Origin of the sequence: uncultured Psychromonas sp. (assembly GCF_947489755.1) — a bacterium.
GTDB lineage: Bacteria > Pseudomonadota > Gammaproteobacteria > Enterobacterales > Psychromonadaceae > Psychromonas.
Window position 1 is genome coordinate 118,927 of sequence record NZ_CANLFB010000004.1, and the last position, 23,407, is coordinate 142,333.

22 protein-coding genes are annotated in these 23,407 nt (G+C 37.0%); 4 read left to right on the forward strand and 18 right to left on the reverse strand.

Going from position 1 to position 23,407, the window contains the following annotated elements; translation table 11 throughout:
* Window positions 1-556 precede the first annotated feature (556 nt).
* Window positions 557-850: a hypothetical protein gene (locus tag Q0794_RS03585; protein WP_298940165.1), complete on the reverse strand. Its 294-nt coding sequence runs from the start codon at window positions 848-850 to the stop codon at window positions 557-559.
* An 852-nt stretch (window positions 851-1,702) separates the two neighbouring features.
* Between Q0794_RS03585 and Q0794_RS03590 the strand changes: the two genes are divergently transcribed.
* From Q0794_RS03590 to Q0794_RS03605, 4 genes are all read left to right on the forward strand, one after another.
* The gene (locus Q0794_RS03590; RefSeq protein ID WP_298940166.1) at window positions 1,703-2,845 is read left to right on the forward strand and encodes a DUF262 domain-containing protein; all 1,143 of its coding nucleotides are present in this window, start codon (window positions 1,703-1,705) and stop codon (window positions 2,843-2,845) included.
* 1 nt (window position 2,846) lies between these two features.
* A complete protein-coding gene (locus tag Q0794_RS03595) occupies window positions 2,847-3,965 on the forward strand; it encodes a DUF3696 domain-containing protein (protein WP_298940168.1) in 1,119 nt (372 codons plus the stop codon).
* Window position 3,966: 1 nt separating this feature from the next.
* Entirely contained in the window at window positions 3,967-4,923 is a 957-nt protein-coding gene (locus Q0794_RS03600; RefSeq protein WP_298940169.1) for a hypothetical protein, read from the forward strand.
* A 242-nt stretch (window positions 4,924-5,165) separates the two neighbouring features.
* Window positions 5,166-5,327 (forward strand): hypothetical protein, encoded by a 162-nt coding sequence (locus Q0794_RS03605; RefSeq protein ID WP_298940170.1) that lies wholly within the window; start codon window positions 5,166-5,168, stop codon window positions 5,325-5,327.
* 168 nt (window positions 5,328-5,495) lie between these two features.
* On the opposite strand, the gene Q0794_RS03610 is transcribed toward Q0794_RS03605, so the two are convergent.
* The 17 genes from Q0794_RS03610 to acpP all read right to left on the reverse strand — a co-directional run bounded on the left by Q0794_RS03610 (window position 5,496) and on the right by acpP (window position 23,298).
* A complete protein-coding gene (locus Q0794_RS03610) occupies window positions 5,496-7,310 on the reverse strand; it encodes an ABC transporter transmembrane domain-containing protein (RefSeq protein ID WP_298940172.1) in 1,815 nt (604 codons plus the stop codon).
* A gap of 196 nt (window positions 7,311-7,506) precedes the next feature.
* Complete coding sequence (locus Q0794_RS03615) at window positions 7,507-8,952, reverse strand: FAD-dependent oxidoreductase (RefSeq protein WP_298940173.1); 1,446 nt, start codon at window positions 8,950-8,952, stop codon at window positions 7,507-7,509.
* A 36-nt stretch (window positions 8,953-8,988) separates the two neighbouring features.
* Window positions 8,989-9,693, reverse strand: coding sequence for a phosphoglycolate phosphatase (locus Q0794_RS03620; RefSeq protein WP_298940174.1), 705 nt, complete (start codon window positions 9,691-9,693; stop codon window positions 8,989-8,991).
* 111 nt (window positions 9,694-9,804) lie between these two features.
* The gene (locus tag Q0794_RS03625) at window positions 9,805-10,470 is read right to left on the reverse strand and encodes a DUF2987 domain-containing protein (protein WP_298940175.1); all 666 of its coding nucleotides are present in this window, start codon (window positions 10,468-10,470) and stop codon (window positions 9,805-9,807) included.
* Between the two features lie 34 nt (window positions 10,471-10,504).
* Window positions 10,505-11,308, reverse strand: coding sequence for a hypothetical protein (locus Q0794_RS03630; RefSeq protein ID WP_298940176.1), 804 nt, complete (start codon window positions 11,306-11,308; stop codon window positions 10,505-10,507).
* Window positions 11,309-11,492: 184 nt separating this feature from the next.
* Window positions 11,493-12,215 (reverse strand): Sir2 family NAD+-dependent deacetylase, encoded by a 723-nt coding sequence (gene cobB / locus Q0794_RS03635; RefSeq protein WP_298940177.1) that lies wholly within the window; start codon window positions 12,213-12,215, stop codon window positions 11,493-11,495.
* A 308-nt stretch (window positions 12,216-12,523) separates the two neighbouring features.
* Window positions 12,524-12,829, reverse strand: a complete 306-nt coding sequence (locus Q0794_RS03640) for an integration host factor subunit alpha (protein WP_025562469.1) — start codon at window positions 12,827-12,829, stop codon at window positions 12,524-12,526.
* A 3-nt stretch (window positions 12,830-12,832) separates the two neighbouring features.
* Entirely contained in the window at window positions 12,833-15,220 is a 2,388-nt protein-coding gene (gene pheT / locus Q0794_RS03645; RefSeq protein WP_298940179.1) for a phenylalanine--tRNA ligase subunit beta, read from the reverse strand.
* Window positions 15,221-15,232: 12 nt separating this feature from the next.
* Complete coding sequence (gene pheS, locus Q0794_RS03650; RefSeq protein ID WP_298940180.1) at window positions 15,233-16,213, reverse strand: phenylalanine--tRNA ligase subunit alpha; 981 nt, start codon at window positions 16,211-16,213, stop codon at window positions 15,233-15,235.
* A gap of 166 nt (window positions 16,214-16,379) precedes the next feature.
* The gene (locus Q0794_RS03655) at window positions 16,380-16,991 is read right to left on the reverse strand and encodes a fumarylacetoacetate hydrolase family protein (RefSeq protein WP_298940181.1); all 612 of its coding nucleotides are present in this window, start codon (window positions 16,989-16,991) and stop codon (window positions 16,380-16,382) included.
* A 154-nt stretch (window positions 16,992-17,145) separates the two neighbouring features.
* Window positions 17,146-17,928 (reverse strand): YchF/TatD family DNA exonuclease, encoded by a 783-nt coding sequence (locus tag Q0794_RS03660; protein ID WP_298940183.1) that lies wholly within the window; start codon window positions 17,926-17,928, stop codon window positions 17,146-17,148.
* Entirely contained in the window at window positions 17,922-18,977 is a 1,056-nt protein-coding gene (holB, locus tag Q0794_RS03665; protein WP_298940184.1) for a DNA polymerase III subunit delta', read from the reverse strand. Before holB ends, Q0794_RS03660 begins: the two co-directional genes overlap by 7 nt.
* Entirely contained in the window at window positions 18,978-19,631 is a 654-nt protein-coding gene (gene tmk / locus Q0794_RS03670) for a dTMP kinase (protein ID WP_298940185.1), read from the reverse strand. It lies immediately after the preceding gene.
* Between the two features lies 1 nt (window position 19,632).
* A complete protein-coding gene (gene mltG, locus Q0794_RS03675; protein WP_298940188.1) occupies window positions 19,633-20,628 on the reverse strand; it encodes an endolytic transglycosylase MltG in 996 nt (331 codons plus the stop codon).
* A complete protein-coding gene (pabC, locus tag Q0794_RS03680; RefSeq protein WP_298940190.1) occupies window positions 20,625-21,446 on the reverse strand; it encodes an aminodeoxychorismate lyase in 822 nt (273 codons plus the stop codon). The genes mltG and pabC overlap by 4 nt, the downstream gene beginning before the upstream one ends.
* Before the next feature lie 150 nt (window positions 21,447-21,596).
* Window positions 21,597-22,838, reverse strand: a complete 1,242-nt coding sequence (gene fabF, locus Q0794_RS03685) for a beta-ketoacyl-ACP synthase II (protein ID WP_298940192.1) — start codon at window positions 22,836-22,838, stop codon at window positions 21,597-21,599.
* Window positions 22,839-23,064: 226 nt separating this feature from the next.
* Window positions 23,065-23,298: an acyl carrier protein gene (gene acpP, locus Q0794_RS03690; protein WP_025562459.1), complete on the reverse strand. Its 234-nt coding sequence runs from the start codon at window positions 23,296-23,298 to the stop codon at window positions 23,065-23,067.
* Window positions 23,299-23,407: the final 109 nt, after the last annotated feature.

Here is a 23,407-nt window from a genome sequence, read left to right on the forward strand (position 1 = left end):
TCCAAGCAGCCCTAGTTTAAGTTTATGACGCAACTAACCCGCTTCCATTTCGAAAGGTAGCGATAACGACATGATCAATAAGGTTTTACTGCATTAAATGACGGCCAAAACGAAACAGGTTATTTACCACCCTAGCATCTTAAAAACGCTAGGCTTTCCCCTTTAATTTGAATCGTCGCATCAGCCTTTATTGCTACCAAGTAGGTTGATACGATAATTCACATCCGTTATTTTCATACTAAGTTATTTTCATACTAAATAGTTGAGTGCTTCACACTTGGCATTAATTCTTTTTTGCCGCAGAGTAACTAGCAAGTTTATCAGTCACAACCTCTAAGGTCGTTCCCCCTGCCCATTCAATAATAGTTTAAAGAAACGTATCGCCAAGTTGACCACGGTTCTTTTTGATCTAATTACAGTAGGTATTATTGTGTTTTTTACGACACTGGGGGTTCGTTTCATAAGTGACGATGAGAAAAAACTGGATAAATTACTGAAGTGAAATGACTGGTCATATATAGTTTTATTCTGATTTTAAGTCCCTGTTGTATGCACTTTACAGCTCAATATCAACATCATATTTTGCTAGAGAGTTAATAACTTCACTATTTTTTTCATATTTAATTTTTAATGCATTAAGTTGCTCGTCCGTTCCAACACATAATTCCGTTACCATTTGATTAAGGAACTTTCGTCTTTCTTCGTCATATGGAGATTCACCTCGAAAATGATCACAACCATCTCTCTGCTCCACGAAATTAGAAACGTCTTCAGGGAGATGAGCTGTAGTTTCATTCGCAGCTAAACAAAAAGGAATGAATAAGAGAACTGCATATAGATTAACGGTCACGTGAACTCCTTGTACTTATAACGAAGCTGTAGAATTTATCATTCTCAGTCCGAATTTTAATTATAAAAACACAGTATTTTATATTTACTTGAGATTCAAATAGATTATTCACTTTTCAATAAATGATTGATTAAATTGAGTTGTAAGAGTGTTTATGAGGTTAATTAGGTTGGATTATTGATAGAGGAAAATAACGCATTCGTTCAATCATCCACTGGCATCGATGCTCAAATGACTTGTCACTATATTTAACTGCACCACACAAGTAAGTTCTGCGAACACAACGCGAAATACAGTGGTAATAAGGTGTAGGATAATGATACTTGTGATTGGCGAGATTGAGTCATAATAAACTACCTCCTAAATGCAAAAATACGCATTTATAAAAGATAATTTAACGATGGCAATTATTCAAATAGATGGCTGTCCAGATCTTTTTTATAAATGAACAATCAAATACCAGACTCTTTTTTTGTTGTAGCCTCAGACAAAAAAATATACCTTAACAAGCAGTGTTATATTGGATTATTGTCAATTAATTGAACAGCTTGATATATAATGATTATGTTATAAATAAATATTTAAGGTTACATTAAATAAAAATATCTATAGAAAATATGATAAATGATTACTATGGTACCGATAGAAAGAAAGTATCTGAAGCAGCTTCTATGACGGTCGCTTTTATAAATAATATGATTACTCAGAAACGCGCGTCTTACTTCTGCATAACGCGAACTGGGTATGAATTCAAAGAAAAGTAAAATATTTACAAAATCCTGATGTAACGATTTACGTTATTAATATCTAGAGTAATCAAACTAATAGTAAAATGTTAAAAAGGTTAAATTAATGTCAAATCCAATTGAAATAGATAAATATGAACAATTTAATGGAGAAGAATTTGAGTATGAAGATCTTGGTGACCAAGATGGTATTGCGAAGCCTTTTGACCCAAATAAGGTAGATGTCAACATCTCAACTCCAAATTTAGGAGCTCTGATTTCTAGACTTAAGAATGATGAAATTGATTTAATGCCTGAATTTCAAAGATCTCCTGATTTATGGAGTAAGCAAGCCCAAAGCAGATTAATTGAATCAATTCTCATCAGGCTACCAATTCCCGCATTCTATTTTGACGCATATGAAGATGAAAAATGGCAAGTCGTTGATGGATTACAAAGATTATCCGCAATAAACAACTTTGTAATTAAGAAAACATTAGTTCTGACAAACCTCGAATTCCTTACCGATTATGAAGGTAAAAAATTTGATGAGCTTCCTCGTTCATTAACACGAAGAATTGATGAATTCCAAACATCTGTATACCTAATAAAGCCAGGAACACCAACGTTAATTAAATATGCTCTATTTAATCGAATTAATACTGGAGGATTGAAATTAACACCTCAAGAAATCAGGCATGCAATGAGTCAATCTGTTAGAGATGGTGTAGCATCTAAATTCCTCACAAAGATTGTTCATAAAGATTCATTTAAGCTAGTAGTGAGAAACAAAAGTAATAGGCAAGCACATCAGGAATTAGTCCTTAGACATATGGCATTTACTCTATTTGGCACACAAGGGTATAAGTCTTCTCTACCTAAATTTTTAGATTTAGCAATGATCGAACTTGGTGAGCTAAGCATTGATAAACTAAATGAATTAGGTAAAAATTTTATCGATACCATAAAAATGGCCTATAAGATTTTTGATGAAGATGCATTTAAACGTTCATTAGCAGATCAGCATACGAACAAAGTTGTAAATAAGCCACTGTTTGAGGCTGTTTCAGTCTCACTTGCTCGATTAAATTTAGCAGAAAGAGAGACTCTGGTGAATAATAAAATAGAGTTTAGAAGTGGCCTAAGAGCATTGTTACAAGATTCTGAATTCATAGACTCTATTACTTTATCTACGGCGAATACTGAAAACGTTTTAATAAGATTTGAAATGGTACAAAGCCTAATTAACAATATATTAATTGAGAAATAACATGATAGAACGATTAACGTTAAAAAACTTCAAGTCTATAAAGGATGAAGTATTTGATTTAGAACCACTAACATTATTTTCTGGCTTAAATGGCATGGGTAAATCGACAGTCCTTCAATCAATGTTATTATTAAGACAATCATTTGAAAAGCACATGTTACCAAATACTGGGCTATCTTTAACTGGCGAATACATAAATATAGGAATTGGTAGCGATCTTCTTTTTAATGATGCTGAAGAGGAGTGTATTGATATAAGTCTATTCTGGCCTAATTCTAGTCTTGATTTACATTTTGAATATCGTAAAACATCCGATATGCAGCCTATCCGGATGCATGATGACAACCTTACAGGGACTCCTTTTGAAGAATCATTATTCTCTTCTTCATTTCAATATTTGTCAGCTGAGCGAATAAGCCCGAAAACAATTTATGACGTATCAGATTATGCGGTAAATCAACATAGATCTGTCGGGTCGAAAGGAGAATATACAGCTCACTTTCTAGCTGAACACGGAAATGATCCTATTACTATTAAGGGATATAAACACCCCTCAGCTAAAACAGAATATTTAATTGATCATCTTAATGCATGGATGTCTGAAATAACTCCAGGAACAAAAGTTATAGCCAAATTAATTCCAGAAATTAATAAAGCTAGTCTGCATTATAAATTTTCCAGCGGCAATGAGTTGACCGGAACTTTCCGCCCTGAAAATACAGGCTTTGGTTTAACTTATGTTCTGCCTGTTGTAACCGCTATTCTTAGCGCTCGTCCAGGCGATCTTTTACTTATTGAGAACCCAGAATCTCATTTACACCCCGCTGGGCAATCGCTAGTTGCAAAGCTTATTGCTATTGCTGCACAGAACGAAGTTCAAATCATTATTGAAACTCATAGTGACCACTTTTTAAATGGTATTCGAATGGCTGTGAAATCAAACTTAATTGATTTTGAAAATGTGTGTGCATATTTTTTATCAAGAAATATCGAAAGTTCTGAACATTCAGCTTTAATAGAAAAAGTAAGGATTGAATCTTCAGGGCGCATTAATTTTTGGCCTAAAGGCTTTTTTGATGAATGGGAAAAAACTCTAAATTTTCTAATCGAAAGTAATTAGTATGAACTTAATTATTAACGAAGCTTCACTTCCATTTTCAACAAAAGAAAAATGTATTAGTGAATTAAAAACACTCTTCAAACTCATTCATTTGGCAGATTATGAAGGTATTGGTTTTAACCATAACGATGACCCCTTGGGGAATTGGAATAGCTTGCATTACGCAGATGATTTTGTTTTTTCGGAATGGATTAACAAACTTGACAATGATAGCTCAAAGCTTGTTAAAAATGTATTGAGTAAAGTCAGTTGCCCTATAGTTATTTTAGAAGATAAATTACGTGATTCTCTTGATGAATTGATGTTTTCGTTGTCTTGTAGCCGAGACATCGAAGTATCTAGTTTAGGTCTAGCTGCAACTATAGGATCTTGCGCATTAAGCTTTCCATCACAAGAATACTGGTTACAAAACCCAATAAAAATCATTAAAAACTGGGATGATAACAACATATGGAAAGAAGATTTAATCGATGTCCCAAATATTTGTTCTCTTGAGCATTTAGAAAATTATATTATTAAAATAAAAAATGTAAGACAGTCTAATAAAGACTATCTGACCTCTTTAGAGATCAAAGAAAATCAAGATTTTCCAAATCTTATTTTTTGTAAAAATGTATTAAAAAATTTTTCTTCATCTGCAATAAGTGCCAATGACTTCTTTAAAATAAACTACGTATTAAAGAAACTTAATCAAGCGATACTACTTTCTAATAATTTAGAGGAGCTTAAGTTAGGCTTAGATTTAAGTATTTCAGGTGAAAGTAAGACTACAATGGAAAGACCGAAATATGCTAGGCAACGAGAGTTTGAGCACCCTGATTTAGGAAATATAATGTTTGAGCAACATGTAAAAAATTTTGAATCTGGAAAAAGAATGCATATATTTGTTGATTTCACCTCTAAAAAAGTTGCAATCGGCTATTTTGGAAGTCATTTACCCACAGTAAAGCACCCCTAATAAATAGGCAGTGCTTCTTAATAGTTCTGTATACTATTTTAATAATTAGATGTCCTATTTGGCTAAAATATATAAAATTAAGTCTTAGAAGCGACAAATGAGCCACCAGTATAATTCCGCCACAACAAACGGACCCAGCACACAACAAAGCATAAAATCACTATTTATTCATTTTTTGAATGTAATAACGCTGTATTATATGCACTGCTAATAACTAAATTATTAATAGAAATGAAGGTTTTATGAACATAATAAAAAAAGTGTGGAAAACCTATTGCGATTGGTTAGATGAAATGGGCTTAACGCCTGAAAATAAACGTTGCTGTATCCCACTTGATGAACGCGCACAAAAAGCACTTCGCGGTGAGCAAGCATCAGGTACTTCTACTGATAATAAAAAATAGAGAGCAAAAGCAGATAACCTTATTGATGATTGCGAGTAGCACCTGTAAATAGACTTTGTAAATAGTGCTTATAAATAGCCCTTAAAATAGTTTTTACAAATAGTCCTTATAAATAAGCTTGTCTCACTTTATTATTTAACGCTTTCGTTAAAGCTTCCGACAACCCTATTATTTATTCAAATTGCTTTTATCAAACTGTAGGTCGCATAACTTTTTATATAAAGCTGAACTGGTTAATAACGAGTGATGATTACCTGTATCAACGATTCTGCCTTTGTCCATGACTACAATTAAGTCTGCATCTATCACTGTCGATAAGCGATGGGCGATAATTAGCGTGGTTCTATTGGCCATTAGCTCATTCAGTGCAGCTTGAACGTGGCTTTCACTCTGCGCATCTAAGGCGCTGGTGGCTTCATCTAATAATAAAACATGAGGGTCTTTTAAAATCGCTCTTGCTAATGCAATACGTTGTTTTTGTCCGCCTGATAGCCGCACGCCCTGCTCACCTAAGAAACTCGCGTAACCTTGTGGTAGCTCATTAATAAATTCATCGGCATGAGCACGCTTTGCGGCTTCAATGACTTGTGCATCGGTCGCTTGTGGATTGCCGTAACGAATATTGTGCCAAACATCAGAACTAAATAAGATCGGCTGTTGCGGCACCATTCCCATTGCATTACGTAAGTCAGTTAATGAAAGTTGGGTAATATCAGTGTCGTTAAACTTGATGTGACCTTGTTGCGGGTCATAAAATCGTTGTAGCAATTCAAATAGTGTTGTTTTCCCTGCGCCCGACGGTCCTACTAACGCGACGGTTTTTCCTGTTGGGATCACTAAATTAATATCATGTAATGCGGGGATATCTGGACGAGAAGGATAAGAGAAATTAATGTGTTCAAAGGTAATCGCTGATGATGATTGTGCTTTCATGATGCTTGGTTGATTAGGTTGTTTTATATCGCTTTCTACTTTTAATAAGTCGAGCAAGCGCGTGGCTGACCCTGCTGCACGTTGGAGTTCTCCATACACTTCTGCGATGGTCGCCACCGACGTCGCGACGATAATGGCGTAAAAAACAAACGCGCCTAATTCACCACCGGTCATGTTACCTGAGAGCACATCCATTCCACCAATCCATAACATGCTGCTAATTGCCGCGAAGGTTAGGAAGATGACAATGGCAATTAAAAACGAACGTTGTTTCACTCGGCTTTTAGCGACCACAAAGGCTTTCTCAACTTCATGACCAAAAGCGATTTGCTCTCTGGCTTCATGCGTATAACTTTGCACGACTTTAATGTTTTGAATGATTTCACCAGCATAAGTGCCAATATCCGCAATCGCACCCTGTGACGTTTCAGCTAAGGCTCTCACTTTTCGACCGTAAACCAACATCGGTATTAAAATAAAAGGCACAGCGACAATCACGACTAAAGACAGTTTCAAGTTGGTGACAAATAACATAACCAATCCACCAATCAACATAAACAAACTACGTAACGACATGGAAAAGGAAGATCCGATAATGGATTGCAATAACGCAGTGTCAGTGGTTAACCGCGACATTAATTCGCCACTTCTATTTTCTTCAAAGTAACTGGGATGCAACGTGACGATACGATTAAACACCGCCTTTCTTATATCGGCACTCACCCGTTCGCCTAACCACGACATTAAGTAAAAGCGACTAAACGTGCCTACCGCCAATAACCCCACCAGAAAAACGAGTCCTAAAATAGTGGCTTGTAATTGCTCCGCTGAGCCTGCAATAAACCCATTGTCGATAACCGATTTCACCGCTTGCCCTAAGGACAAGTTAATAGCAGCCGTCACTAATAAAGCAAGCAGTGCCAATGACAGCATTAATTTGTAAGGTTTTATAAAGGAAAATATAGGTAATAAGCGATTGAAGGCTTTGAGTTTGTCTTTTGGAGTAGACTTGTTTTTTAAAGTGGCATCGTCGGTTGAAGTATTATTCACAATATACTCAATATGTTAGGGAGTGTTATTTATATCATTAACTAAGAATTAGGCGTTGAACGTTAATAATGGTGCCAAGAGAACATTAATTCAAGGATATGAATGCAGAAACAAAAAATCCCATAACCTGTTGAGTCATGGGATTTGCTTTTGATTACATCATTTAAGGTTTAATTAATTATAAATATTTAATTACTTATGATTGCTTAATATTACGATACGCTAATGCTATCGGGTAGCCACGTTGTTGTGTGTAAAGCTCAGAGCGTTCAGTAATCGCCTCATCCTCAATTGAATCGGTGATCGGGAATAAACGCGCCCCTACTTTATGTTGATCAACAAAACCAAGCTCAGCTAACTTTTCAGTTAATGCATCAGCACAGGTTAATACCGAAGAGGCTTTCACTATTTCACAACGCGCATAGTTATTCCCTTCAAAAGAGATCCCTGCCGTGCGTAAACTAGCATCATCACCCGGTATTTGTTGCGCGCCAAACAAAGGTTTTCCCGCGACATGGGCATTTTTAAACGCTGGAATATATTGAGACAAATGATCAATGGCACGTTGCCCACGTATCGTTATCTCTTTCTCTAACCAGCCTTTATCTATTTTACGCAGAAAACTAGCATCAAGCTTGGGTTGAGAACTGAATTTTGAGCTCTCTACTAAACCGTCTTCAAATAAAGTAATTTTATCGGTCATGCCATGTAACTGCACAAGGTTATCTGCATAAGGGGTAAATTGTGCCATCCCTTGTGGTGTGCCTCGCGTCCCATGGAAGATGACTTCTGGCCACAAGCCTTCTGTGCCTTGCCATTGCGTCACATAAGCAGCTTTAAATTCAACTAAGCGATCACGATGGAACCCCGCTAAATCATCTATATCACCGGTTTTAAAACCGGCCGCATTGATGATGTAATCAAAGTGATAGTCACTTTCGACATCCTCTTCGATACAATGAAGTTGCCATTGCGCTTGTTGATTTTGTTGTAGCTTAGTAACCTTGCTGTTTAGATGTATATTGCACAGTGCATTTTTCTCTAGAGAAAGTGCAGCCGTTGCCCCTAAACGAAACACATTCCAACCAAACTCCTGTACGAGTACAACAGGAAATTTAACTAACGAAAGGTCGGTATGTTTGGCAAATGGGATCATCCATTGCTCGGCCGTTTTAGGTATTTTGTGTTCATCTAATAAAGCCAATGCTTGTAGTTCTTTTTGCTCAAATAAACGATAATAATCGGTCACTTCACCAAGCACTTTATTATTAGTATCTTTATCGATTAGCTTTTGATACTCGTCTTGTAATAAAGACAGACGCGGTAACAAATCTAAAGGCTGTCCAGCATCTTGAGCGGGTATTGCTATTACAGTTGGGCGGTAATCAACTGAATCAGGATAAAGTCTTAATGCTTCGATAGACTCATGTAATAGAGTGACGCATTGTTCGTCTGGTATTTCTCTATATAAGTTACCACCAGCATGTAGATGACAGATAGGAGGTCCATTTACTAAACTGGTGCCTTTTTCAAACAAGTCAACTTTTAGCCCTATTTCGCTTAAGTACAGGGCAATTGACGCCCCTGCTATACCGCCACCTATAACTGCAATTTTTTTATCTGACATGTTACTGTTAGTCATTATGAAACCATTTATATCTATGTTAAAAGACTGTAATTACTCGCTTAATTCATATTCATTAATATCAGAAAGCGTCGCAATAATGTCAGCAAAATCATCAAAACTAATATCTGGATTATGTTCGTTAATGTCTTCGCCGTAGTTATAACCGTAAGTTAAACCAATGCTCTGCATATTTGCAGCATTCGCAGCCAGTACATCATTTTTAGAGTCACCGACCATCACACATTGTTCTACCGTGACACCTAACTTTTCACACGCGTAATGTAATGGGAGAGGATCTGGTTTGCGTTTTTCTAATGTATCGCCACCCACTAACAGCTCAAACAATCCATTCAACTCTAATCCATCCAGAATAGGCTGAATAAAGTCATACGGTTTATTGGTCACAATCGCTAATTGGTAACCTTTGGCTTTCAATATTTTAAGTGATGAGCGTACGTGAGGGTAAGTAACCGTATCAACACATAAATTGTTAGCATAAAAATCAAGGAAGATAGCCAGTGATTTTTCTAGTAGTTCAGGGTCTAAGTTCTCATCAATGTCGGTCTGACCAGATAGGCCTCTTTGTACTAAAATACTTGCACCATTACCTACCCAAGAACGAATAATAGCCGGAGAGATTTCTTCACGACCAATGCTCGTTAACATGTGGTTAATAGCTAATGCTAAATCGGGTGCGCTATCAATTAAGGTACCGTCTAAATCAAATAAAACTGCTTTTTTATCTGTAAATTTCAAGAATAACTCCTAAGTGCTTGTACTTATCATTTTGTGCTTATAACTTTTTACTTGCAATATGATCATACTATCAAAATGTATGACGTTAATAACCTCTATTAAACCTTTAATTTAATTAGGGTTATTATTTACCATCCATGGAGTTATACGTTTAAGTAAAAGGTTAAGTTCATTTATTTTATTTATTATGTTGAAAGCATCTTTTTTCAGTAAAAGATCGCCATTACTTGCCATACTAACTTGGTCGCCTAAGGCCTTTAACTGTGATTCAGTTAATGTAGAAGTGGGTGTTAACCGAACGCCTGCAAACTCAGGCAAAAAGTATTTACCAATCATGCCTGCATTTTTCTTTAAGACACCTTCGAGTTGCTCTGCAATGGCGTCTAGCTTTTGTTCATTCAAATTCGCAAGCTCGCGTTCTTTTGCCATGACGGTGATTTGTAAGTTACAGCTAGAGAGTGTTTTTCCATCGTCGAGATCGACGACTAATACCGCGCCATCTTGACGGTGCTGATCTGAATAAAAGGGTAATAAGCGCCCTTCCGGTTGGAAAAGAATCGGCTCATTAACCTCTTCAACAACGATCTCTGCATTATTAATATGGCATAAACGTTGGTTATCACTGTCTACTAAATAAAAAGCAGTGGTTACATAAGGGTAATCTAATTTATACATGGTTTTCATGTAACTAAAGAAAACCGAATAATTAAGCTTGATGGTTGATGCTTGGCTAAATGAAGCAAACAACATTAGCGTAACTACAAATAATAGGCGCATGCTTTATTCCTTACTTTATTACTTATGAATGATATTAAGCTTCAAAGCCGCCGCTTTTAGGGCCTGAATGGTGATCATCTGATCCATTAGTATCATTATCATTTGATTCAGGTGCTTCTGTCACAGCGATGCTCACGCCACAAATGTCTCGATAAACAAGGCCAATGACATTAATGCAAAATGGGATGACAAATAACAAACCAATACCAGACGTTAAAATACCAACAAGGAATAATGCACAAAAAATAATAAGCAATTGAGTGAATTGCCCGATATTTTTATGTACTAATTTAAAAGACAGTTTTAAAGCGACAACAGGAGAGACTTTCTTTTCGGCAATTAAAGGATAAACCAAACAGAAAGACATTTTTAAATATAATAAAACGATAATAGACAATACAAAGCCAGCACTGCCAAAGACTTGTCCAAGCGCAATACTTGCCGCATTTGTCATCAAATTAACCATCATTGCGGCTAATGATAGTTTCAATAACATTTTGAAATAATTAAATAAATGCAAGGAGTTAGTTTTTAAACCAACCGAGTGATGTACGCCCATCATCACTAACCCCGTCATTAAGGGCGGAGCAATTAATAAGGCAAAAACAAAAAAAGCACCAATGACTTTAGGGTCGCTCAAAGAGGCACTACCATCAATGAAGAGACTTAATAAAGCAAAGGAAATAAGCATAATAAAAATACAGGAAGTGAGGAGCGGTAAAAAGTGTTTACGGGTCACTTTAAGGGAATCTAATAACAATTTCTTTAAATCGAATCGGTATCCTTCAGCCAGTGATTTTTTAATATCACCACCTAATACAAAATATTTTGAGTTCATAACAAGCTAACTTCCCTACTAAAATAAATAAGAGCTAAATAAAAGCTAAATAACGGCTAAATAACAGCGGTTCAGCAGCGAATCATTGTAGGGGGTTCTGTTAGCTTTTCAAGTAGATTAGGCGCTTATGCGTATTATTTAAAAATCAACTGTATAGGATACTTCACGTTATTTTTTAATCTCTTTAAGCTAATAGTGTTTTAACTAACTCTGGCACTAATTTCGACGCTTTTCCTTTTAAAATAATATCAAAATGATTATCGACCTCATTGGGTTCGAGATTGACTTCCATTGATTCTGCGCCAACGCTTTTGGCCTCTTCAACAAAACCTGCAGCAGGGTAAACCGTTCCAGAAGTACCAATAGCGATGAACAAATCAGCTTGTGCAAGATGATGATAAATAATATCTAACCCTAGTGGCATTTCTCCAAACCAAACAATATGCGGGCGAAGTGGCAATGGGTATTGGCAACAGGTACAAAAATCATCGCTGGTAAGATCAGTTGTCCATGGAATAACTTGGTTTGTTTTGGCACAACGTACTTTTAATAACTCGCCATGCATATGAATCACATTTTTAGAGCCGGCTTGTTCATGCAAATTATCTATGTTTTGTGTGACGAGTAAGAATTCACCTTCGAATTTTTCTTCGAGTTCTGCTAATGCATAATGTGCAGCATTAGGCTTACTGGTGCCTAAACAAAAACTCTGACGACGTTTATTATAAAAATCTAACACTAATTCCGGATCGCGTTTATACCCATCTAAGGTCGCGACGTCTTCAAGTTTATACTTTTCCCATAGACCATCTTTTGCGCGAAAAGTACTAATGCCTGACTCAGCTGAAATACCAGCGCCTGTTAAGATCACAATTTTCTTATACTTATTCACGGCAATAAACCTCATCGACTTTTTATTTGTTTATTTGAAAGCGTACTTCTCTATTCTCTTGTCTTCTCATTATTCTAGCGCTCTATTCCGTTGACTTATTAAACCATCAGAAAATAGCACTATTAATTGTAGTGTTATATAAAAAAAAGTTTGTGTCTAAGTTCATAATATATTGATTCAACTAGTCAGTTGTTTAATCACTGTCTTATACATTAACAAAGATGGACTATAAATTTCAGGCAAAAAAAAAGCCGCTAAGCGACTTTTTTAAGGAGATGTAATGCCAAATTGAATAATGACCTAATTATCAAACTTAGTATTAATTATTTATTAGGCTTATCTGATAGGCTAGTTTCCACTAACTCTTTCAGTTTCTGACCAGCTTTAAAAGTAACAACTCGTCGGGCTTCAATAGGAATATCTTCGCCAGTTTTCGGATTACGACCAGGCCGTTCTCCTTTATCTTTAAGTTCAAATCCACCAAAACCTGAAATTTTAACTGGAGAACCAGCTTCAAGTGTAGATTTAATTTCTTCGAAAAAAGATTCTACAAACTCTTTTGCTTCTCGCTTGCTTAATCCGATTTCTTCCGATAAATGTGCTGCTATCTCAGCTTTTGTCAGTGCCATAAATTAATCTCTCAACGATGCATGAAATTCCGTAGAAACCGCTTCAACTATTAAACTAACGCTATCAGCAATCTCCTGTTCTTCCAAAGTACGTGTTGCATCTTGTAAGATCAAGCCTATTGCTAAACTTTTCTTACCTTCTTCAACACCTTGTCCTTTGTATACGTCAAACAAGTTTATGCTAACTAGTTGAGAACCGCCAATTTTTTCTATAAATTTTAAGACGTTACCTGCATTTACTTGATCATCGACCACAAATGCAAGATCTCGGCTGTTCGCAGGGAACTTAGAGATGTCACCCGCTTGTGGTAATTGACGAGTGAGCACAGCATCAATTTCTATTTCAAAAACAATAGCTTGGCCATTTAATGAAAATGGTTTTTTCAAGCTTGGGTGCAAACTACCAATAAAACCAACATTAACGCCGTTACGATAAATACCAGCAGATTGGCCAGGATGAAGCGCACTGTGCTTCTCTGCTCTGAACTCAAAGCTTGCATCATCAACGGTTAAGTCTAATACCGCTTCTAAATCTGCTTTTAAGTCAAAGAAATCAGCAGCTCGCGTTTCGATAGACCAATGTTCATCATTCACATTACCAATAATAACGCCTGATAACATTGCTTGTTGACGAATACCATTTTCAGCTTGCTCATCTTTAATGAAACGTAGGCCTGTTTCAAATAAACGAACACGATTTTGTTGACGTTTTTGGTTTTTAGAGACACTTTCTAATAAACCAGACCACAAACTAACACGCATTGCTGACATATCTTTAGAGATAGGATTAGGCAAGATTAACGCGTCAGATTCAGGGTGTAATTTAAGTTGCTTGTCAGGGTCAACAAAACTATAAGTAATCGCTTCTTGATATTCACGATTCACTAATACATCACGAATTTTAGACAGTTTTAAACGCGACTCATTGTGTGCTGGCATGGTTAAAGCTGCGTGAGGGGCAATATTTGGAATGTTGTTATAACCAAATACACGTGCCACTTCTTCAACTAAGTCTTCTTCAATTTCCATGTCAAAACGGTAAGTCGGTGCAATAGCAGACCAACCTTCAGCTGTTTCAGAAACAACACAACCTAGTTGCGTTAATATTTTTTGAACACGGTCTGAATCAATTGAAATACCGATTAAACGATCTAGTTTACTACGGCGTAACTCAATGGTTGCTTGTTTTGGTAAAGTCGCTTCGTTGACTGCTTCAGTAATTGGACCAACTTGACCACCACAGATGTCAACTAACAGCTGTGTAGCACGTTCCATTGCAGTTGCTTGTAATACAGGATCCACACCACGTTCGTAACGATGTGAAGCGTCAGTATGTAAACCGTAACTACGTGCACGACCAGCAATCGCTAAAGGTGCAAAGAATGCACTTTCTAAGAAGATATCTGTTGAACCTTCTTGTACACCAGAATCTTGACCACCGAAGATACCTGCCATTGCAAGCGCTTTAGATTGGTCTGCAATCACTAATGTATCAGCGTTTAATTTAACTTCTTTACCGTCTAGTAGCGTTAGTTTTTCATCTTGCTCAGCAAGACGAACTTCAATACCACCTTCTAGTTTAGTTAAATCAAATGCATGCATTGGATGACCCAACTCAAGCAATACGTATTGCGTGATATCGACAACGGCATCAACACTACGTACACCACAACGGCGTAGTTTTTCAACCATCCAAAGTGGTGTTGTTGCATTTTGATTAATCCCTTTAATCACACGGCCAAGATAACGAGGACATGCTTCAGGTGCTTGTAAGTTAATAGCAACTTGGTCATCAATAGTAACATCAACATTGTTCCAAGTGACTGGCGTTGCTTCAATGCCATTTAATACGGCGACTTCACGAGCAAGACCGGCAACCCCTAAACAATCAGCACGGTTTGCTGTTAAATCAACATCAATGATCACGTCATTAAGTTGTAGATATTCACGGACACATTGACCGATTGGCGCATCTAAAGGTAATTCGATAATACCTTCTGCACTGTCTGCCATGCCTAACTCAGACTCACTACACAACATACCAAATGATGGTTGACCGCGTAGTTTTGCTTTTTTAATTTTAAAGTCGCCCGGTAAGACTGCACCGACAACGGCAACAGCTACTTTTAATCCTAAACGACAGTTTTTAGCGCCACAAACGATATCGATTAATTCATCTTCACCGATATTGATTTTAGTAACTTGTAATTTATCTGCATCAGGATGTGGGCCACATTCAACTACTTCACCAACAAGTACTTTACTGAACTCGCCAGCAACAGGCTCTACGTCATCAACTTCAAGACCGGCCATTGTAATTTGATGTTGTAGTGCTTCAGAACTGATTTCTGGGTTAACCCATTCGCGTAACCAAGCTTCACTGAATTTCATTATTAATAACCCTTATTTGAATTGCTTGAGGAAACGAAGATCGTTCTCAAAGAAAGAACGTAAATCATTTACGCCATAACGCAGCATTGTTAAACGCTCGATACCCATACCAAAAGCAAAACCTGAGTATTTCTCTGGATCAACACCCATCGATTTTAAAACGCTTGGGTGTACCATTCCACAACCTAATACTTCTAACCAACCGTTCTTACCTTTTACATCTACTTCAGCAGAAGGTTCTGTAAATGGGAAATAAGATGGACGGAAACGGATTTCTAAATCTTCTTCGAAGAAGTTATGTAAGAAATCGTTCAAAATACCTTTAAGCTGTGCAAAGCTGACGTTTTCAGCAATCATCAACCCTTCAACCTGATGGAACATTGGTGTGTGTGTTTGATCGTAATCGTTACGGTAAACACGCCCTGGAGAAATAATACGCACAGGCGGCTCTTGATTTTCCATAGTACGAATCTGTACACCAGATGTTTGTGTACGTAGTACTAAATCAGGATTGAAATAGAACGTATCGTGATCAGCACGTGCTGGATGCTCAGGGGGAATATTTAACGCATCAAAGTTATGGTAACCATCTTCAACTTCAGGACCGTCTTTAACTTCAAAACCTAATTCACTAAAGAACTCAACAATACGATCTGTTGTACGTGTTACTGGATGAATATTACCTTGCTTTGAACCGCGACCAGGTAAAGTAACATCGATAGTTTCTGACGCTAATTTTTCATTTAAAATAGCCTCTTCCATGCCTTTTTTACGTTCAACTAAAACAGCTTGAATGGCTTGTTTAGCTTGATTGATCATTTGTCCAGCAGCTGGTTTTTCAGCAGGCGGTAATTTGCCTAAGCCTTTCATTTGTTCAGTCATTAAACCTTTTTTGCCAAGATACTGTAAACGAATTTCTTCTAATTCATTGGTATCCGCGGCGTTTTCGATCTGTTGTTGCGCATTAGCAACGATTTCATCTAGATGCTGCATTTGATTACTCTACTTTAGACAAGTGATAAAAAATATGGGTGTAATTTTACGCAGATCAAAGTGATATGGCTAGTGCTGAGGACGGTTTGCAGGCGATAAAATGCTGGAATTGAACAATTATTTCTTGTTCAAGCCAGCGCTCGTAAAAGACAGGTGAAATATAGCGTTATAATACGGTCCACGTTTGAGTCACTAATAACGTCTCTTGATCATAAAGTTGACCGGTAAACTGATCGCCTTTATTCACTTTACCAACGCCTTTGGGTGTCCCCGTCATTAATATATCGTGTTTTTCAAAAGACATAAACTCATTAACAGCAGCGACAATTTGTGCAGGTTTATAAATCATTAGCTCATAATTAGCTTGTTGAATAACGTCACCATTAATTAATAAAACTAAACTTAATGATTCCACTTTATTGTCAATAGCGACAAACTCAGAAAATACCGCTGATGCGTCAAACGCTTTCGCCCTTTCCCAAGGTAAGCTTTTGCTTTTTAATACACTTTGTACTTCACGTTTTGTTAAATCTAAGCCGATGCCTGCACCAATAAATTGGTTGTTTTCTATAATCAAAGATAGCTCTGCTTCATAATGAATCGCATCAACAGGATGGGTTTTAATTTCAGTTGAAATAGCAGAGTTTGGCTTTACAAAAATAACAGGTTCCGTCGGCGTTTCATTATTTAACTCCGCGATATGTTCAACATAGTTACGGCCAATACACACGACTTTTGAAGGTGTGATTTGTTGTCCATTTAATAAAACGGTTTGCATATTAGTTTCCTTTTCGCATATTTTTCTTCTGGTCTTTCCATCTGCATTTGCATCTTTCTATTGATTAACTGCAGATTGACATTAACAAGCCGAAATTAACAATATTGTACCTAAAAAAATCAGAAGGCTCATTACACCAGTAATAACAATGTAGCTAGTTGACCGTAACGGCGCCTTTAAATAAAGTGAAGTAGTTATTAGTGGTCACTTCAGCTAATTCTTCAAAAGACACCCCTTTTAAATCTGCCACAAATTTAGCAACATCATGCGTATAGGCTGGCTCATTTTCTTGGCCGCGATGTGGGACAGGTGCGAGGTAAGGTGAATCGGTTTCAACTAATAAACGATCTAATGGCACGGCTTTGATCACTTCTTGCAGCTCTTTGGCATTTTTAAAAGTGACAATACCTGACACTGAGATATAAAAGCCCATTTTCATCGCTTCTTCCGCCATTTCAATAGACTCAGTAAAACAATGTAATACGCCGCCAACTTGCTCTGCACCTTCTTCATGAAGAATATCTAACGTTTCTTGACGTGCGCCGCGAGTATGGATAATTAAAGGCTTATTAAGCTGTTTAGCAACTCTAATTTGTCTACGAAATGCATCCATTTGCCATTCTTTTGTCTCTGGTGAATAAAAGAAATCTAACCCTGTTTCACCTATTGCGACCACTTTGTCTGAACTAGCATATTCAAGTAATAAGGCCTCATCCATCACAGCCTCTTTGTACAATGGATGGATACCACACGTACTAGATACTTGTTTATAAGGGGCAATCATTTCAGCCATGGCCGGATAATCATCTAACGTCACGCAAACACTTAATAAATGTGTAATACCCTGTACTCGAGCTTTGTCGATAACGTCTGCAATGTTCTTATGTTTTTCTTTATAATCTAAGCGGTCAAGATGGCAATGAGAATCTACTAACATGCTGTATTTTCCTTAAATTCGTTTTTAATTTTTATCAATAATGCGTTAATCAACAGTTCTTTTTTTAGCGATGAATGACTGGTTAACAAACTGCGTGTCTTTAATATTTCAGTACTTAATACACGTAAACTTTTGTAAGAGAGCTGCGCTTGCCAAAGTTGTAATTGTGGCAATGCAAAATAATAAATAGCATCTTCATTAAGCTGATTATTATTTAATTTTAATTTATGAATATCGTGTAATAAATGAAAGACCAATAATAGGTTTTGTTCTACATCTTTCGTCAATAACTGCGAAAATGAAAAAAGATGAATAGGTTGATACAACAAATTAAACAAACCTTCAACGCACTGACGACGCGTGTCAATTGAAGCATCTTCCTGCAAGGCTTTTAAATGGTTAAGTAATGCTAATGGACTATTTTGAAACCATCGTAACACGCCATAATCGCTCACTTGATACCCAAGCGCATACAACCAATCGATTAGCGTTTGATCATCGGGACTGTGTATATGCGTTTGTTGTAAACGACTTAATAACGTTGGCATTAATTGATGGTGTGTACGCGCCAATAAAATAAGGTAGCTATCACCCTGCGGTTCTTCAAGTGTTTTTAACAATGCATTCGCAGCAGCTTCTGTTAACTGTTCAACCCCTTTGATGATGACCACTTTATTATTACCTAACTGTGGACGTTCATTGAGCTTCTCAGTTAAGAGACGTACTTGGTCAATACCAATTGATTTATTCATCTCTGCTTCTAATAAATTCAAGTCAAGATGATTATTCGCACTGATTAAACGGCAAGAATGGCATTCAAAACATGCATCATTTTCTTGTTTATTTGTACATAATAAAAACTGAGCTAATTGTTTTGCTAACTTATATTTACCAATCCCTGCACTGCCAGTGAATAATAAACCATGCGCAAAACGCCCTTCATGGTAAGTATTTTGTAACTTCTGATAAAAAGGCGTTAACCAAGGTGTGGTGACATTATCAAAAATCACCTCAGCATTATCTGTATCTGGCATTTCATTGTTCGGCATTTATAAACTCGCTAACCAAGTATCAAGTTGTTGCTTAATGGCGGTTTCAACCTCGGAAAATGACTGACTTGCATCAATACACACCGCGCTCGGTTCATCTGCAACTAATTGCTGAAATACGGCGCGAGAGCGATTAAAGAAATCGATGGCTAACCGTTCAATGCGGTCTAACTCTCCACGACCACGTGCTCTACTTAACCCTAGTTCAGGTTCGATGTCTAAAAACAACGTAAAGTCCGCTTTGAAATCACCTAATGCGACCTGTTTAATATCGCGAATGAGATTTAAATCAATCCCGCGACCGCCTCCTTGATAGGCTAAAGAAGACCAGTTATGACGGTCACCAATAACCACCTTATTGTCAGCCAAAGCAGGTTTTATTTTATGCTCTACTAACTGAACGCGTGCCGCATACATAATTAACAACTCAGCTTTATCATCTAGTTGCTCGTCATCGACATCCATTTTAACGATATCACGCATTTTTTCAGCTAATACGGTGCCGCCAGGTTCACGCGTCAGTTCAATTTTCTGTTCAGAGAGTCCTTTGCTGATTAACCAATCTTGAATATATTGAATCGCAGTACTTTTCCCTGCGCCTTCTAACCCTTCAATAACAATAAATTTACCCGCTAGTTTTTGTTGTACTGACATATTACATTCCTCGGATATATTTATTAACGGCATTGTTATGTTCTCTTAAGTTTTTAGAGAAGTAAGAAGTGCCATCTCCTTTGCTCACAAAGTACAAATATTTAGTATCAGCAGGATGCAAAGCAGCAAACAAGGCTTCTTCACTTGGCATTGCAATTGGTGTTGGTGGCAAACCTGCCATAGTGTAAGTGTTATAAGCTGTTTTTTCTCTTAAATCTTTACTGCGAATACGCCCATTATAACGATCGCCCATTCCATAAATAACAGTTGGATCTGTCTGTAAACGCATTCCGATTTTTAAACGGTTTACAAATACCGATGAAATCTTATCTCGGTCATTGGCTAAACCACTTTCTTTTTCAATAATTGACGCCATGATTAACGCCTCATAAGGATTTTTATAAGGTAAGTTTTTGTCTCTTTCCGCCCATAATTTTTCTAATACACGTTGTTGATGAAGATAGGCTTTTTTGACAATGCTAAAGGCGCTCATATCAGCAGTGTAATGATAAGTTTCAGGAAACAATAAACCCTCTAATTTAGTTGAAGAGCTTTCCAAGGCAGTCAGCAATTCTTGTTCTGTTTTTTGTAACGGCTGAATATGCTCTGCATTAGTAAAGATTGCTTGCCAGTCTTTATAAGTGCTGCCTTCGACAAAGGTCAATTTAAACTGGTGCTCATGTCCACTGGTTAATATAACCAAAATTTGTTCTAAAGAAGCCCCTTTTGGTAATTCATAAGTACCTGATTTTATTTTTGTTAACTCAGGTCTCAATTTTGAGACGACCTTCCACCAACGTTGATTATCCAATAAACCTTGATCAATTAACTGTGGTGCTAAATGGGAGAAATAACTACCGTCAGCTAAGGTAAATAATTGTGCTTCTTGTACTCTCGGGGAACCTAAGTAAGCGTCTATTTGTTGCTTTGACCACAGTAGTGCTGCGGCGATTACTACACAGATTAATAATAAAACGAACCCTATTTTCTTCATCATTGTTGCGAACTTCCTTGCTTAAGTATTGCTTGTAATTCAGTTATTCGTTGTAACTGTTGCTCACTATAACTTTTTTCTTGGTATTGTTTCACAGGCACAATGCCCATCAAAGCATTAGAGAGAAAAAGACAAGAGGCTTGGTTTACCTCTTCTAAAGAGATTTCTTTTACGACAACGTTAATGGCACTATGTTGCAAGATACGTTCACGCATCACCCCCGCCACACCGCAAAAGTCTAATTTTGGTGTTATCCATTGACCATTAAGGTAAATAAATACATTAGCGCTACAGGCTTCAATCACGTTTCCAAACTCATCACAAACCAATCCTTCAACCGCATTTAACGTCGCTAATTCTTGTTTAATGAAAACTTGTTCTAATCTTGCTAATGATTTTAAACCTGCAAGTTGCTTATTACGGCCCAGTTGGCTTGAGCATTGAGCGATATTAATGCCTTGTTGTTGCCATTGTAAATAAGCATCAGGAAACTTAGAAAGGCTAATAATCCGTTGAATATCTTTGCAACCGTCTGCACTATAACCTCGTCCACCACTCCCTCTGGTGAGTATTAACTTTAATACATAATGAGGTTCGCTGGACACTGTCTTAGCAGCAGTAAAGACTTCTTGTTCAAGTTGTTGCCAATCAATTTCAGGAAAAAACAGGCGTGTGACACCATGTTGTAAACGCTTTAAATGAAGTGGCCAATCAATGACGTCGCCAAACTCGACTTTGATAGTAGAGAATAAACCATCACCGTAAGCGAGCCCTCGATCTGTGGCATTAATTTTATTATTTTCTAGTCCGTTAATTAACATCTACTTATCACTAATCTTTATAATTTCATTGATGAAGTTGAGTATACCGATCCTACTTTATTTATAACATCGCTAACGTTTATAAAATTTAGATATAAAAAAACCCGATGGATTAAATCAGGTTTTTAATTTTCTACAGTATTAGAAAAACTAGATACGTTTAAAGATTAACGTACCGTTTGTTCCACCAAAACCAAATGAGTTTGATAATGCATATTCAATGTGTGAAGGACGAGCCTTACCATCAGTAACATAATCTAAATCACAGCCTTCACTTGGGTTTTTAAGGTTGATCGTTGGCGGAGCCACTTGATCTTTAATCGCTAATACACTGAAGATTGCTTCAATTGCACCAGCTGCACCCAATAAGTGACCAGTCATTGACTTAGTTGAGCTCATCATCACAGAATTTGCTGCATCACCCCAAATACCTTTAACAGCTTGTGTTTCAGCAATATCACCAGCTGGAGTAGAAGTACCGTGTGCATTGATATATTGAATATCAGTTGCTTCGATACCTGCATCTCTAATTGCGTTTTTCATTGATAATGCTGCACCAGCACCACTTTCTGGTGGTGACGTCATGTGGTAAGCATCACCACTCATACCAAAACCAACAAACTCAGCATAGATTTTTGCGCCACGTGCTTTTGCATGTTCGTATTCTTCAATCACTAATACGCCTGCACCATCACCTAATACAAAACCATCACGTGATTCGTCCCATGGACGACTCGCTGTTTCTGGAGAATCATTACGTGTAGATAAAGCACGTGCAGCACCAAAACCACCCATGCCCATTTCTGTTGATGCTTTTTCAGCACCACCAACAAACATCACATCAGCATCACCGTGTTGGATCATACGAGCGCCTAAACCGATACTATGCGTACCCGTTGTGCAGGCTGTTGTTACTGCGATATTAGGACCTTTTAGGCCTTTGTTGATAGAAACATGACCAGAAATCATATTAATAATCGTTGCTGGTACAAAGAATGGGCTGATTTTGCGAGGACCACTTTTTGCAAAGTTATCTTTGTTCGCTTCGATAATACCTAAACCACCAATACCAGAACCAATCGCAACACCGATGCGCTCAGCATTTTCATCAGTCACTTCTAAACCTGAATCTTGAAATGCTTGTTCAGCGGCTGCAACGCCGTATTGGATAAATAAATCCATTTTACGCGCTTCTTTCTTTGGCATATATTCTTCGACATTAAAGTCTTTGATTAGGCCAGCAAACTTAGTAGAGAATTTTTCAGTATCAAAATGTTCGATATTTGAAATCCCACTTTTACCTGCTTGTACTGCCTGCCATGATTGCTCTACCGTATTGCCAACTGGCGATATCATACCTAAACCGGTTACTACAACTCGACGCTTTGACACTAGACTCTCCTAAATGAAGCTTTAAAAACAATAACTAAACACTTTCTATAAAATACTTAGATATTATTTCACTTAATTATATTGCGTTAAAAAATGATGACTAGAAAACTTTTATCGTTAGAAATTTTTATTAAAAAATTTTATTGTTAAAAAACTTTATTATTAAAAAACAAAAGGCGGTCAGAAGACCGCCTTTTAGAAATTTTCTACACATTAAAGTGAAGAATTAACCGTTGTTAACAACGTAATCAATAGCAGACTGAACAGTAGTGATTTTCTCTGCTTCGTCATCTGGGATCTCTGTATCGAATTCTTCTTCAAGAGCCATTACAAGCTCAACTGTGTCTAGTGAATCAGCACCAAGATCGTCAACGAAAGAAGCTTCGTTTTTAACTTCGTCAAGTTGAACACCTAACTGTTCAACGATGATGTTTTTTACGCGTTCTTCGATATTGCTCATTTTTTATCTTCCTTTGTAATTACGCTTTTGCGTTAAGTTGCGGTAGTTTATTCTATCGCGTTTAATATTCAAGTATTCTATCACTGGTTAGACCAGTATTTTAAGATTT